Source organism: Vibrio alfacsensis, assembly GCF_019670485.1.
GTDB lineage: Bacteria > Pseudomonadota > Gammaproteobacteria > Enterobacterales > Vibrionaceae > Vibrio > Vibrio alfacsensis.
Genome location: NZ_AP024166.1, coordinates 1,419,645 through 1,432,684, shown reverse-complemented (window position 1 = coordinate 1,432,684; position 13,040 = coordinate 1,419,645). Strand labels below are relative to the sequence as shown.

At 44.0% G+C, this 13,040-nt stretch carries 14 protein-coding genes; 9 read left to right on the top strand and 5 right to left on the bottom strand.

The features are described 5' to 3' along the window. Nucleotides 1-164 precede the first annotated feature (164 nt). Complete coding sequence (locus VA249_RS20930; protein WP_221070955.1) at nucleotides 165-500, top strand: hypothetical protein; 336 nt, start codon at nucleotides 165-167, stop codon at nucleotides 498-500. Between the two features lie 84 nt (nucleotides 501-584). Beyond that, the gene (locus VA249_RS24285; RefSeq protein WP_225927158.1) at nucleotides 585-704 is read left to right on the top strand and encodes an AraC family transcriptional regulator; all 120 of its coding nucleotides are present in this window, start codon (nucleotides 585-587) and stop codon (nucleotides 702-704) included. A gap of 301 nt (nucleotides 705-1,005) precedes the next feature. Here VA249_RS24285 and VA249_RS20920 read toward each other — a convergent pair whose 3' ends face one another. Continuing rightward, a complete protein-coding gene (locus tag VA249_RS20920) occupies nucleotides 1,006-2,178 on the bottom strand; it encodes an epoxide hydrolase family protein (protein WP_221070953.1) in 1,173 nt (390 codons plus the stop codon). Between the two features lie 97 nt (nucleotides 2,179-2,275). Here VA249_RS20920 and VA249_RS20915 point away from each other — a divergent pair, with 97 nt between their 5' ends. Further along, a complete protein-coding gene (locus VA249_RS20915; protein WP_221070951.1) occupies nucleotides 2,276-3,220 on the top strand; it encodes a helix-turn-helix domain-containing protein in 945 nt (314 codons plus the stop codon). A gap of 158 nt (nucleotides 3,221-3,378) precedes the next feature. Here VA249_RS20915 and VA249_RS20910 read toward each other — a convergent pair whose 3' ends face one another. Further along, nucleotides 3,379-3,606 carry a hypothetical protein gene (locus VA249_RS20910; RefSeq protein ID WP_221070949.1) on the bottom strand — a complete coding sequence of 76 codons (228 nt, stop codon included), beginning with the start codon at nucleotides 3,604-3,606 and terminating at the stop codon, nucleotides 3,379-3,381. A gap of 398 nt (nucleotides 3,607-4,004) precedes the next feature. Between VA249_RS20910 and VA249_RS20905 the strand changes: the two genes are divergently transcribed. The 6 genes from VA249_RS20905 to cspE all read left to right on the top strand — a co-directional run bounded on the left by VA249_RS20905 (nucleotide 4,005) and on the right by cspE (nucleotide 9,599). Further along, the gene (locus tag VA249_RS20905; protein ID WP_221070947.1) at nucleotides 4,005-4,325 is read left to right on the top strand and encodes a PEP-CTERM sorting domain-containing protein; all 321 of its coding nucleotides are present in this window, start codon (nucleotides 4,005-4,007) and stop codon (nucleotides 4,323-4,325) included. Between the two features lie 148 nt (nucleotides 4,326-4,473). Further along, on the top strand, nucleotides 4,474-5,148 hold the full coding sequence (locus VA249_RS20900; protein WP_221070945.1) for a tRNA (adenine(22)-N(1))-methyltransferase: 675 nt from the start codon (nucleotides 4,474-4,476) through the stop codon (nucleotides 5,146-5,148). Between the two features lie 395 nt (nucleotides 5,149-5,543). Continuing rightward, on the top strand, nucleotides 5,544-6,731 hold the full coding sequence (gene doeA, locus VA249_RS20895; RefSeq protein WP_128813438.1) for an ectoine hydrolase DoeA: 1,188 nt from the start codon (nucleotides 5,544-5,546) through the stop codon (nucleotides 6,729-6,731). A 61-nt stretch (nucleotides 6,732-6,792) separates the two neighbouring features. Next, nucleotides 6,793-7,281 carry an Lrp/AsnC family transcriptional regulator gene (locus VA249_RS20890; protein ID WP_221070943.1) on the top strand — a complete coding sequence of 163 codons (489 nt, stop codon included), beginning with the start codon at nucleotides 6,793-6,795 and terminating at the stop codon, nucleotides 7,279-7,281. A 246-nt stretch (nucleotides 7,282-7,527) separates the two neighbouring features. Then, nucleotides 7,528-8,934: an aspartate aminotransferase family protein gene (locus VA249_RS20885; RefSeq protein WP_221070942.1), complete on the top strand. Its 1,407-nt coding sequence runs from the start codon at nucleotides 7,528-7,530 to the stop codon at nucleotides 8,932-8,934. 452 nt (nucleotides 8,935-9,386) lie between these two features. Continuing rightward, on the top strand, nucleotides 9,387-9,599 hold the full coding sequence (gene cspE / locus VA249_RS20880) for a transcription antiterminator/RNA stability regulator CspE (RefSeq protein WP_128813435.1): 213 nt from the start codon (nucleotides 9,387-9,389) through the stop codon (nucleotides 9,597-9,599). A gap of 574 nt (nucleotides 9,600-10,173) precedes the next feature. Here cspE and ahpF read toward each other — a convergent pair. The 3 genes from ahpF to VA249_RS20865 all read right to left on the bottom strand — a co-directional run bounded on the left by ahpF (nucleotide 10,174) and on the right by VA249_RS20865 (nucleotide 13,006). After that, entirely contained in the window at nucleotides 10,174-11,742 is a 1,569-nt protein-coding gene (gene ahpF / locus VA249_RS20875; protein WP_221070925.1) for an alkyl hydroperoxide reductase subunit F, read from the bottom strand. Between the two features lie 161 nt (nucleotides 11,743-11,903). Then, nucleotides 11,904-12,461 (bottom strand): alkyl hydroperoxide reductase subunit C, encoded by a 558-nt coding sequence (gene ahpC / locus VA249_RS20870; protein ID WP_128813433.1) that lies wholly within the window; start codon nucleotides 12,459-12,461, stop codon nucleotides 11,904-11,906. Between the two features lie 272 nt (nucleotides 12,462-12,733). Further along, complete coding sequence (locus VA249_RS20865) at nucleotides 12,734-13,006, bottom strand: DUF2999 family protein (RefSeq protein ID WP_221070921.1); 273 nt, start codon at nucleotides 13,004-13,006, stop codon at nucleotides 12,734-12,736. Between the last annotated feature and the right edge of the window lie 34 nt (nucleotides 13,007-13,040).

The window sequence follows — 13,040 nt, the reverse complement described above, 5'->3', positions numbered from 1 at the left end:
CCGTGTAAAAACAGCACCATACTACATCGCCCTGCATGGTCACCTAAGCCATTTTACGTCTTGTCGTTCGATCACAATAATAACCCTACGTCGTAATTATCTCCCCCACTTGACCTACCTCATGCTCAAGTAACTAAGGCCAAAGGCCACTAAGGAGAGCAGCAATGCAAAGACCAATGACTCAAGACCACCTTAAAATGGCACAAAAGCTACAAATCAAAGTAGCACAGGCTATTAATTGGCAAAACAGGGACATCATTGCGCAAGAAAATCGAAGCGCATTGAGCCTACTGACCTTTGACTATGTCAGAAAAAACAAAGGATCACCCTTTGCAAACAAGGTGAGGCAAGCCATTGAAAACTTCGACCTTGAAGTGTCTGGGATCACCCAAGACGCTCAAGAGACGGATGCTAATGGACACGATGTCCATGCGGTTAATCTTCGCATAGGAGATATTCACGCGGAGGTTCAGTTTAGATATGGGCAACTAGACGGCTGAGAGACGCACTCAGAAACGTTTTGGGTGCACGGGAGCGAGACCAACGACGATCTGCGCAAGCTACAACAGGCAGTAAGCCCTGAGATGGCGGCTGAGTCAGTATCCGATCGAGTCGGGTTCAGCTCTGTATTTGTGATGCGAGACAAATTTAAGAAAAAATTCCAAGTGACGCCTAGTGAATGGCGCAAAACGTTTAGGTATTAGGTGGATTATTGAAAAGTACTAACGGTAAATCGAAGTTGCCTAAAACCAAGCACAATGATTGAAGTTGAAAGCCGTGTTTTGAATAGGCTCTACCAATTCTAATTTGTGATTTGTGATTTGTGATTTGTGAAAGTGAGTTATTTCTTATGTTCTCATATAGGTTGCCTCCTCTTTCTTTTGCGTAACAAAGAAGAGGCATAGACCGTTGCTACGGTCATACCTATGTGAGTTACTGTTCACATTGCGTGGGTTTATCGACGTCTAATTGCATTATTCACACTATATGTTTTTTGACTGACGACTATTTACACTCAGGAAGTTCGCGGAAGAAAGCACGAATGTCATCGACGAGCAGTTGTGGTTCTTCGAGTGCAGCAAAATGGCCACCATTTGGCATTTCTGTCCAACGAACAAGGTGATAAGTCGCTTCGACCCAATCACGTTGTGGTGTCCTTATTTCTGATGGGAATAAAGCACAGGCTGTTGGCACGGTAACATTTGGCTTCGGTTTACATTCAGTATGTCTTTGTTCGTAATAGATCCGTGATGAAGATGATGCTGTCTGTGTAAACCAATAAAGTGAAATATTGGTGAGCAATTCATCTTTTGTGAAGCTCTTTTCAATGTAGCCCTCACAGTCACTCCAACTTTGAAACTTTTCAATCATCCATGCTGCTAAGCCTGTCGGTGAATCATTCATGGCGTAATTTACGGTCTGTGGTTTTGTTGACAATAGTCCAAAATACGCACTTCCTTCGCTTGTAAAAGCATTGCTTGCTGCTAAGCGCTTTAATTCAAGTGGAGTTAAGTCCTTAATTTCAGTTGCTGTATTTTGCGCATTCGCTGGTGGAGTCGCCTCACAAAAGTTTAAGTGCAGGCCTGTCACGTGCTCTGAATAATTGGTAGCAATATAGCGACTAACTGTACTTCCCCAATCTCCACCTTGAAGCCCGTAATGTTCATAACCTAATCGATCCATGAGCGATGCAATGGTATCAGCCATGCGTTCAGGAGTGTAACCTCGCTTAGTTGGGCGATCTGAAAACCCAAACCCCGGTAGAGATACCGCGACAATATTAAAGGAGTCTTCAACCTGACCTCCGTAGCGAACAGGGTCGGTTAGGGGACCAATCACTTTTTTAAACTCGACAAAAGAGCCAGGCCAACCATGGATCAGTACGAGGGTTTTTGCGTTTTTGTAGTTTGATTTTTGATGAATAAAGTGTAAATCGAGCCCGTCGATATTTGTCTTATATTGATCGAATTCATTGAGTGCTTTTTCTTCGCTTCGCCAGTCAAAATCGGTCAACCAGTACTGAACTAACTGTTTCAGATAGCCAAGGTTAGTGCCGTAATCCCAGCCAGCATTATCAATTTCATCGGTAAAACGAGTCTGCTCTAGACGTCTTTTCAAATCGGCAATGTCTTCTTCAGGTATATTAATCTCAAATGGTACGATGGCTTCATTTTTCATTTTTTGCGCCTTTATTATTGCTTTGGTAAGTGGTCACTTGTATGAGCACAGTTTCTATTGAATTGTGAGAATACAACAGGTATAAACACGTCAATTAATGGTAAAAAACGGACAAGTTATGAGAGGGATAAATGCCAAAGCTGTTCTTGATGTGACCTTTAATCCCCAGCCTGACTATTTGCTTCCAATTGAAATTTGTCATTTCAGCGACATCAAACAGCGGGGTAAAAAATCACATTTACGGTCGGTCCAGCGACTGGACTTTTATCTTTTGTTGGGAGTCACGCAAGGGAAATGCACACATAACCTAGATTTTGTTTTGCACCAGTGTTGTCCAGGAGACTGGCTGCTTGTTACACCAAGCCAAGTGCAGCAGTTTGATCTGGAATCTAAGTGGGATGCTTGGATAATCATGTTCAGGCCGGAGGTGTTATTGCCAAAATTGGCCAGCAAAGTGATACCTGATTTGAGCAATATGGTTCAGTTAGATGATTTGGGTGAACGTGTATCTTTAGCGGCCGATGAACATGCAGTCTGTGTGGCTCTTGTTGCTCAAATGGAAAATGATGCGAGTCAGGGTAATAAAGAGACACTGGCACTGCTCCAACTGCAATTGCAGACTTTGCTGGTTAGACTGTCCAATTCACGATCGGTATCTCTTCCTGACCTCCCAGTGTCAGCTTCAGCGATAGAGCGAGTTGATAGATTTAAACTTGCTGTTGAGCGCAACTATAAGATGTCTCACCAGTCAAAAATTTATGCTCAGCAACTTGGATATACGGACAAAACCTTATCCCGTGCCACGGCAGAAGTGCTTGGTATTTCGCCGAAACAATACTTGTCGAATCGTCTGGCACTAGAAGCGAAACGGATGCTTGCCCATACAGCAGAGCAGATAACTCGAATTGGTGATGAATTGGGATTTGATGAAACCACTAATTTTGTGAAATTTTTCAAGCGACATACAGGACTCACTCCACGTGAATTTCGACAGCAGTATCGAGGGGGAAGTAGCGTTCTTTCCATGCTATTCATAATTTAAACGTTATAGATTTAAGCAGAACCTTCAGTGTGCCTCATTCAAAAGTATCGCGGGTATGACTCCATCTGGAAGTGCCGCGAAAGTCAATTCATGACCAAATTATCCGACTCATATAAAAAGCCACGCTTTAGAAATAGAGGTGGCTTTTCAATATCGTTCTATCGAGACGATTGCTCTAGTTTGTGATTACGGTTGATGAACTTCATCACTTTGCCTTGCTTCCACATCATCACACCAGTAATGGCAACAAGTGGAACAAGGATAAAGAGCACTAATGTCATGAATGCTTCGTTGGTCTTCAAAGGTGAGTAAAGTGCCGCCCCTACTAATAATGCGCAAAGAATATGTATCCATCTTAAAACTTGTCTCATTAATTGTCCGTTCATTGCCTTTCTCCTATGTATTGATTGCTTTAAAGATTATCGACATCAGTGGGTATTATCCGGACTTTGAGATAAAGCGTCTTATCGCGTTATGAATGGTCGTATAGGCAGATAAAAGGGGTGTAGATATTGCGCTCGATCCAATATCTAGTGCTTTATATGGCGTTTCGGGTAACGGTAATCTCTACGAAATTAATCAGACGGATGCTTCGACAACATTAGTTGGAGACACTAATCGTTTCATTAATGGTCTGACGTTTGGTAGTGATGGCACGTTGTACGGGAGTGGTGGCGGCAACTTATTTAGTATAAATACCTCGAATGCCGCGACGAGTGTGATTGGTTCGGGGAGTTATTCTTCATCTGGGGATATTGCATTTGATGATATGGGGAATTTATTCTTGTCATCAACGACGGGGCCAAACAACAGCTTGTGGTTAATTGATGAAATGACAGGGAGTGGGACTGAGATCGGTGATATTGGTTTTGATAATGTCTATGGCCTCAATTATACCGATGGCACGCTTTATGGTTTCACCTTAGGAGCAGAAACGATCGCCATCGATACGAGTACAGGGGAAGGGTCACTTTTATTCACGAACCAGATCAGAGCCTATGGTGCCGATGGGGCCGGTGGTGTTGAGATTCCCGAGCCGTCGACGTTAGTTTTACTCGGGCTGGGTGTGTTAGGGCTTGGTGCATGGCGACGTAAGCGTAAATAGAAATACTTAAAGGCTTGCACTGCTTCTTAACTACGTTGGGTTACTAAATATTCCAGTCGTCAAGTTTGCGGTTATTTGCCGTTTAGCATTCACAATTTGCGTAAAGTGATTACAATACGCCGGTTTTTATTTTCCGGCGTATACACCCTTGAAACTCAGTAAACGACTACAGCAAATTGTACAATTGGTAGAATCGCACTATACCCACATTTGGGATTGCTGCTGCGATCATGGGTTGCTCGGTACTGCATTACTTGAGGAACAGGCCGCGCCCAATATCCATTTTGTCGATATCGTGGAGCCATTGGTTGTCGCGGTTGAGAGCAAACTACAGCAATTTTATTCGGAATCCATATCGGCTTGGCATGTCCACTGTCTGGATGTCGCTCAGTTACCGCTTGATAAACATGCAGGGAAACACTTAGTGATCATTGCTGGAGTTGGTGGTGATTTGATCGCTGAGTTTGTGCAATCCATTCATGATCAGTTCCCGCAATTAGATATCGACTTCATACTGTGTCCGGTTCACCATCAATTTAAGCTGCGTCAGGTCTTGAATCAGCGTAATTTTGGTTTGAAAGACGAAATATTGGTGAAAGAGAACCATCGCTTTTATGAGGTGATTTTCGTTTCCTCTCAACCTAACCTCAATGCAAAAGTCAGTTTAGTTGGGGAGAAATTATGGCAAGCGGACTCCCCTGAGCAGGCGTTTGTCATTAAAGATTACCTAGATAAAACGCTTAATCATTACAAGCGAATCCAGCAAGGCAATAAAAAAGACGTCACTCAGATTGTCGAGTGCTATCAATCCATCGCATTGTGAATGTTAGCCCACTCGCGTTTGGTGAGTGGGCGAATACTGTATTACTCTTCTCTTTAGCTCTTTAGCTCTTTAGCTCTTTAGCTCTTTAGCTTTTTCACCTCTTCATCTCGTTTATTGGTCGCTCTGCTTTTTTGTTGTTTTTAATATTTGCAAACGAGTTGTATCCCAAGTGTGGGACGATTTTTCTGTCTGTTTCAGTGCAATCTGAAAAAATGCACCATAATTGGAATGAACAGTGTCTTTTGATAGGGCACTTTCCTTTAACTTAGCTTCACGATAGAGCAGTGGTAAGTGACATGAGTAGGATCGGCGGGTTAAACGGCCTAGCCTGAAGGTAGGAATACCTCAACGTCTCCGGGAGCCTCAAGGCGTCGGACTTTTAGTAAGGAGAAAGCATGAGAGGCGTTGCTTTGCATTTTTCACTGGAAGAGTTCCAGGAGCGATTAACGAAAGTTCGATTATCAATGGAAGAGCGAGAGTTGGACGTCCTGATTATTCATGATCCGTCCAATATGGCATGGTTAACAGGGTATGATGGCTGGTCATTTTATGTTCCTCAATGTGTCGTGGTAGGTACAGAGGGGGAACCCGTTTGGTTTGGACGATGCCAAGATGCGAATGGCGCTTATCGCACGGCCTACATGTCAGCAGATAACATCACTTATTACCCCGATCACTATGTAATGAACCCACCATTGCATCCGATGGATTTCCTCGTTGAAAGAGTATTAGAACCAAGGTTATGGGACCGTGGGCGAATTGGCGTAGAGAAAGACAACTATTACTTTAGTGCGACCGCTTATGAATCATTGATGACGCACTTACCGAAAGCGCAATTATTGGATGCAACGGGTTTAGTCAATTGGTGTCGTGCCGTTAAATCGGAACAAGAACTTGCTTATATGTATCGCGCTGCACGAATTGTAGAAAACATGCACCGAGTCGCGTTTGACATGATTGAACCTGGCTTACCCAAGCATCATCTCGTTGCAGAGATAAACCGTCAGGCGGTACTTGGGCATGAGGAGCATTTTGGAGACTACACCGCGATTGTTCCACTTTTACCCTCTGGATCAGATGCCTCAGCGCCTCATCTAACATGGGACGATAGGCCGTTTCAAAAAGGTGAGGGCACGTTTTTTGAGATCGCAGGAGCGCATCGTCGTTATCACTGCCCGCTGTCACGAACGATTTTTCTTGGTGAACCTGACGACAAGTTTAAGCGCGCAGATGAAGCGCTCACTCGTGGTATTGAAGCAGGGTTAGAAATGGCTCGACCGGGTAATACTTGTGCGGATATTGCCAATGCGTTGAATCAAGTATTAGACAACGCAGGGTTCTCTCGTGAGGGGGCTCGCTGTGGTTATCCCATTGGCTTGAGTTATCCTCCGGATTGGGGAGAGCGAACCATGAGCCTACGGGAAAGTGATAAAACGTGTCTTGAAGAGGGCATGACATTCCACTTTATGCCCGGACTCTGGTTTGAGGACTGGGGATTAGAAACCACTGAAAGTATCGTCATTACGAGTAATGGCGCAAAAACCTTGTGTGATTTTCCACGTCACCTGTTTGTAAAACATTGAATTTGAGCGTCGGACGTTTTTTAAAGATAGAAAAAGAAAGAATAACTGAGGGAGGGAAGCCATGCGTCTGGATCGCTACGACGTGAAAATATTACAGATCTTACATAAGAATGGTCGTATTACTAAATCTCACCTTGCTCAGGCGATAAACCTATCGGTAAGCCCTTGTTGGGAGCGCGTTAAAAAGCTGGAAGAAGCGGGAATCATTGAGGGATATGGAGCAAAAGTAAATACAGACATCCTCTTCAAGCGCACATCTGTTTTGGTGGAGATGACACTCAAAGAACACAGTGCTCAGTCATTTCGCCGCTTTGAGAAAATGATCCAGCAAACCCCAGAAGTAACGGACTGTTATGCGACGGGTGGCGGCATCGATTACATCTTAAAAGTTCAGACTGAAGACATTGATCAATACCAAGGATTAATAGATGGTTGGTTAGAGTCTGATCTTGGCATTGAACGCTACTTTACTTACATCGTGACGAAAACCATCAAAAGCCATGTACCCTCTTTAGACATCAATCAAAACTCGATCATTTTTAATGGTTAGCTTTGTGTAAGGGCGTGCAGAAAAAAACACATGTTTAACCCTTTCAAACAGAAAGTTTTGCCCTCCTTTTCAGCATCATCAGAAATATTTGAAATCTCTCCTCCTCTACAGTGTAACTATGTGTCGGATTTTTATGACGTTGAGTCGTCGTTCATATGGGTATAGATACACATAATGATTGACACGTCTGAGTATTTAAAAAGATCGAACGCTCTCACATCCGCGTGAATGCTTAAGGGGAAAATCATGAATGATAAAACGCAACGCTTATTGGACATCGATCGTCAACGTGTATTTCACGCCTCTACGCATCTCAAACAGTATGCTCATGGTGAACTGCCAGGCAGAGTCATTACTGGTGGTCATGGCATCCGTATCATGGATTCAAAGGGCATTGAATTAATTGACGGATTTGCAGGGCTGTATTGCGTCAATATTGGCTATGGGCGCACAGAAATGGCGGATGCAATTTATGAGCAGGCAAAACAACTCGCTTATTATCACACTTACGTTGGGCATACGAATGAAGCGCTGGTGACGCTTTCTGATCGCATTATAAGAATGGCACCAGAGGGGATGAGCAAAGTGTATTATGGGATGTCAGGGAGTGATGCTAATGAAACTCAGTTAAAACTCGTTTGGTATTACAACAATGTCCGCGGTTTACCAGACAAAAAGAAAATCATCTCGCGCGAGCGTGGCTACCACGGCTCAAGTATTGCTTCCGGATCGCTAACGGGCTTGCCGCTGTTTCATGCTCACTTTGATCTTCCACTCGAACGTATTAAACACACTATCGCTCCTTACTATTATCGCCGTGAGGACAGCAGCTTATCTGAGCAGGCATTTTCTCAATATTGCGCCGAACAACTTGAAGCCATGATTCTTGCTGAGGGGCCAGATACAGTTGCAGCCATGATTGCTGAACCTGTGTTAGGGACCGGAGGGATCGTCCCGCCCCCTCAAGGCTATTGGTCAGCCATTCGCAAAGTGTTGGATAAATACGATGTGTTATTGATTGCTGATGAAGTGGTGTGCGGGTTTGGTCGTCTTGGTACTGCGTTTGGCTCGATACTTTACGACATGAAACCCGATTTAATCACAATAGCAAAAGGGCTGACATCGGCGTACCAACCCCTTTCTGGAGTGATCGTCGGAGAGAGAGTATGGAATGTGCTTGAAGACGGTACGGATGATTGGGGACCATTTGGGCATGGATATACCTACTCTGGTCACCCTTTAGGTGCAGCGGCGGCAAACTGTAATCTAGACATCATTGAGCGTGAGGGGTTGGTTCAGAATGCGGCTGAGGTTGGTGGGTATTTACAACAGCGTATGGCGGAAACTTTTTCTGAGCATCCTATAGTAGGGGACACGCGTGGTATCGGTATGCTGCATGCGTTGGAGTTTTCCTCAGATAAAGAACGACGCACTCATTTTGATCCCAACTTGAAAGTGGGGCCACAGATCGCCGCCGCATGTTTAGAGCAAGGTTTAATCGCCCGAGCGATGCCCCATGGGGATATTCTTGGTTTTGCACCGCCACTCATTGCTAAGCGCAGTGATATTGATTTGATGGTGGATAAAGCCCATCAAGCGATCAATAACGTCATGGATAAGTTAGTGACTTCTCATCAATGGCAATCCAAGTAAATGGCAGCCAAAGTGAATGGCAATCTATGTCAATCTCCACCCAAAGTAGAGTTATGATCATGCATTGACAGAAGTCTCAATGTTGAGACTTCTGTGCATAATGATTCTCAGACCGAGATTTTGGATAAATAGTGTACATAATTCTTTATTATTGATTTATAAATGAAATCAAACGCGCCTAATTTGAACGGTATTTAAACAAGTAAAAAAAAACTTAAAAAAAAGTAAGAAAGTTCTGTACAAAAAAACGGCTTCTGGTAGTATGCGGCCCAGTTGTTCAAAGAGTTATTAAATGCAGCACCAAGTACAAGTTAAGCTTCCACTACGAAAATTAGTTTTTTGTAGCTAGACGTTTCCCTTTTATTTTCGCGTATCATGACATAATTCAATACATTAACACTGTCGTTAATGATGAACTTTTACTCAAAAAATAAACACATAAGGGGCATAACATGTCTAACAAAAATACTGGTATCGTAAAATGGTTCAACGAAGAGAAAGGCTTCGGTTTCATCACTCAAGATAACGGCGGCGCGGACGTATTCGTACACTTCCGTTCAATCGTTTCTGAAGGTTTCAAAACACTGAAAGAAGGCCAAAAAGTGTCTTTCGAAGTTGAACAAGGTCAAAAAGGCCCACAAGCTAGCAACGTTACAACTCTTTAATTAGAAGTAACAGCGTAAGCTAAAGATTATATGAAAGGCCGCTCTTAGAGCGGCCTTTTTTGTGCTTGTCATTCACACCTCCCTCTCTTCGCTTTTTTGCCTCTTTGCTTTTTCGCTTAGCCTTTTACCTCCAACATACTTTTCATCACGCAACCTCAACTCAAGTTAAGTAAGTCACCATTTGCTATCAACATGTATGTCGTGTGGACTTCTTTCGTTCGAATTTGTGGTGAATAGATTCCCAGTCTCACTTAGGTTCGCGGGAATGACGGAAAGAGAGAGCTAAATGAACCGCGTCATTCTGAAAGAGCCTAAGCGATTATTCAGAATCTACTTTCAGCGTGTTTTGGTGCTGGTGGTTTGAATTGAATTAACCGCGCTCTCGGAACGAGTTTCTTTCATCCTCTTTCGCCCAAAACCAAAAAAGCCAGCAGTTAATACCTGCTGGCAAAGTCTTTGGGCTTCTAGGATTTTTGATTTTATTCCTTGTTACTCATCGCTGTCACGGTGCCCCGATTGGTTTTCCGGGGAAGAAAACACAGCACCGTGCGCTTTGTGCTCAAGAAATTGGAGATTAACCTTGCTTACGGATTAGGTAGTCAAATGCGCCTAAGCTTGCTTTTGCACCTTCACCCATCGCAATGATGATCTGTTTGTAAGGAACGGTGGTTGCGTCACCGGCTGCGAACACACCTTCTAGGCTGGTTTCGCCACGGCTACCGATTTCAATTTCGCCGCGCTCAGATAGGGCTACTTCTGAATCTTTTAGCCATTCTGTGTTTGGTACTAGACCGATTTGAACAAAGATACCTGACAGTTCAATCTCTTTGATTTCATCTGTGTTGCGATCTTTGTACTTCAAGCTTGTTACGCGAGTACCGTCACCCACGACTTCTGTGGTTTGTGCCATCGTAATGATATCGATATTTGGTAGCGAGTTCGCTTTGTCGATAAGCACTTGGTCTGCGCGAAGTACGTCTGCAAATTCAAGAACGGTCACGTGTTCTACGATACCTGCAAGGTCGATAGCGGCTTCGATGCCTGAGTTACCGCCACCGATAACCGCGGTTTTCTTGCCTTTGAACAGTGGACCGTCACAGTGTGGGCAGTACGCGACGCCTTTGTTGCGGTACTCTTGCTCGCCAGGGACGTTCATTTCACGCCAGCGTGCACCAGGGCTTAGGATGACACTCTTACTCTTCAGCGTTGCGCCGCTTTCAAGTTGAATGTGAATCAAACCATCTTCTGTGTGTGCTGCGCCCATTAGCTTCTCAGCTTGTTGCTCAGTCACGACGTCAACGTCGTATTCTTTTAGATGTTCAGCTAGATCAGTCGCCAGTTTTGGACCTTCAGTGCGTTTTACCGAAATGAAGTTCTCGATTGCCATGGTGTCCATAACCTGACCACCAAAGCGTTTAGCGACAACGCCAGTACGAATACCTTTACGAGCGGCGTATAGAGCAGCTGCGCTACCACCAGGGCCACCACCGACAACAAGAACATCGTATGGGTCTTTTTCGCTCAGTGCTTTTGCTGCTTTCTCGCTCGCGCTGTCATCCACTTTGTTTAGGATTTCAGTCAGAGACATACGGCCTTGACCGAATAGCTCACCGTTCACGAATACGCTTGGTACAGCCATGATGTCGCGTTGTTTCACTTCATCTTGGAACAAACCACCGTCGATCATGGTTGCTTTCACTTTCGGGTTGATCGCTGCCATCATGTTGAACGCTTGAACCACGTCCGGGCAGTTTTGACACGACAGTGAAATGAAAATCTCTACGTCTAGATCTTTGTCTAGTGCGGCGATTTGCTCAATCACTTCTGGTTCTAATTTGATTGGGTGACCGCCAGAGTGAAGCAGTGCCAATACTAGAGAGGTAAATTCGTGACCCATTGGCAAGCCTGCAAAGCGTAGTGCAGTGCCTTTTGCTGGGTTAGTTACCGCCATCACGGGTTTACGTGCGCTTGCGTTGTCGTCACGTTCAACCGTGATGAGGTTGCTCATCTCTGCAATTTGGTTCGCAAGAGACAGAATATCATTAGATGCTTTGCTCTCATCTAGACTAACCACTAATCGAACTTCTTCTTTTACATTAGCCAGATATTGTTTGAGTTGTTGTTGGATTGCTTGGTCTAACATAGTTGTTACTACCTTAATAAAATGGTTACTCTGGATAAAATCTTGGGGGGAGAGCAATCCAAGCCGATGGTCGTCAAGGTATCTAACTTGAATTGCTCTCTCATTCAGTTCTAATCAGAAAAAGGAAATCGGTAACTGATTAGAACTTAAATTTCAGTGGTTTAGATTTTACCAACTAGGTCTAGAGATGGTGCTAGTGTCTCTTCACCCTCTTTCCATTTAGCTGGGCAAACTTCACCTGGGTGCGCTGCTACGTATTGAGCTGCTTTTACTTTGCGTAGTAGGTCTTCTGCGTCACGACCGATACCTTCAGCAGTGATTTCCATTGCTTGGATAGTACCTTGTGGGTCGATTAGGAACGTTGCACGGTCTGCAAGACCTTCACCTTCACGCATTACACCGAAGTTGTTTGTGATGTTGCCAGCTTGGTCGCCAAGCATGTAGTACTGGATTTTGCCGATAGTATCTGAGCTGTCGTGCCATGCTTTGTGAGTGAAGTGTGTATCTGTTGATACTGAGTACACTTCTACGCCGCGTTTTTGTAGTTCTTCATAATGATCTGCTAGGTCACCCAGTTCAGTTGGACAAACAAATGTAAAGTCTGCTGGGTAGAAGAAGAATACTGCCCATTTACCTAGAACGTCTTGCTCTGTAACTTCTACGAATTCGCCGTTTTTGAATGCTGTTGCTGCAAATGGTTTGATTTGAGTATTAATCATAATTTACTTTCCTTTGAATGTTTTAAGCTGAGCTGTTGTTGCTTTCGGAAAGTATATTCTCACCGGACAAGGTTTTAGGAAAATCGCTTGTAGCTATCCTATTGATAGTTACTTCCTATTTCACTTGATAGGTAATTTCGATGTATGGAGAGCCTTTTGAACGGTTTGTCATGTTCTAACACCCAGGTTTAAGATGTTTCGGCGGTAGAATGACAAAGGCCGCGATCACCTTAAACGACGGTGATTGCGGCCTTTACTTAAGGAAGGGAAACTTAGTTGCCTTGGTTTTGGTTTTGGTTTTGAAGTTTCTCTTTTGCTTCTTCAACTTTTGAGAAATCCAATCCTAACTCTTCCACGGCTTCTTTGATTAGCGTAGGGTTTTGCATCACTTGCGCCATCAGCATTTGCAGTTTGTCTTGCGGTAAACCAAGTTGGCTGATTGTTGCCATTGCTGCAAAGGGATTTTGCGTCAGAGTTTGGAAAATCTCATGGATTTTCTCGTCGCTGATATTGTTCTCTTTCAACAGCGCAATAATCGGGTTCATTACATTTCCTTTTTTGTCTCTGGATAATGAGCCA

Excerpts from the sequence above, each read along its gene's own strand:
- cspE (WP_128813435.1), top strand. The coding sequence starts at position 9,387 with ATGTCTAACAAAAATACTGGTATCGTAAAATGGTTCAACGAAGAGAAA.
- VA249_RS20890 (WP_221070943.1), top strand. The coding sequence starts at position 6,793 with ATGCGTCTGGATCGCTACGACGTGAAAATATTACAGATCTTACATAAG.
- VA249_RS20865 (WP_221070921.1), bottom strand. The coding sequence starts at position 13,006 with ATGAACCCGATTATTGCGCTGTTGAAAGAGAACAATATCAGCGACGAG.
- VA249_RS20885 (WP_221070942.1), top strand. The coding sequence starts at position 7,528 with ATGAATGATAAAACGCAACGCTTATTGGACATCGATCGTCAACGTGTA.
- VA249_RS20930 (WP_221070955.1), top strand. The coding sequence starts at position 165 with ATGCAAAGACCAATGACTCAAGACCACCTTAAAATGGCACAAAAGCTA.
- ahpF (WP_221070925.1), bottom strand. The coding sequence starts at position 11,742 with ATGTTAGACCAAGCAATCCAACAACAACTCAAACAATATCTGGCTAAT.
- VA249_RS20915 (WP_221070951.1), top strand. The coding sequence starts at position 2,276 with ATGGTAAAAAACGGACAAGTTATGAGAGGGATAAATGCCAAAGCTGTT.
- ahpC (WP_128813433.1), bottom strand. The coding sequence starts at position 12,461 with ATGATTAATACTCAAATCAAACCATTTGCAGCAACAGCATTCAAAAAC.
- VA249_RS20910 (WP_221070949.1), bottom strand. The coding sequence starts at position 3,606 with ATGAACGGACAATTAATGAGACAAGTTTTAAGATGGATACATATTCTT.
- doeA (WP_128813438.1), top strand. The coding sequence starts at position 5,544 with ATGAGAGGCGTTGCTTTGCATTTTTCACTGGAAGAGTTCCAGGAGCGA.
- VA249_RS24285 (WP_225927158.1), top strand. The coding sequence starts at position 585 with ATGGCGGCTGAGTCAGTATCCGATCGAGTCGGGTTCAGCTCTGTATTT.
- VA249_RS20920 (WP_221070953.1), bottom strand. The coding sequence starts at position 2,178 with ATGAAAAATGAAGCCATCGTACCATTTGAGATTAATATACCTGAAGAA.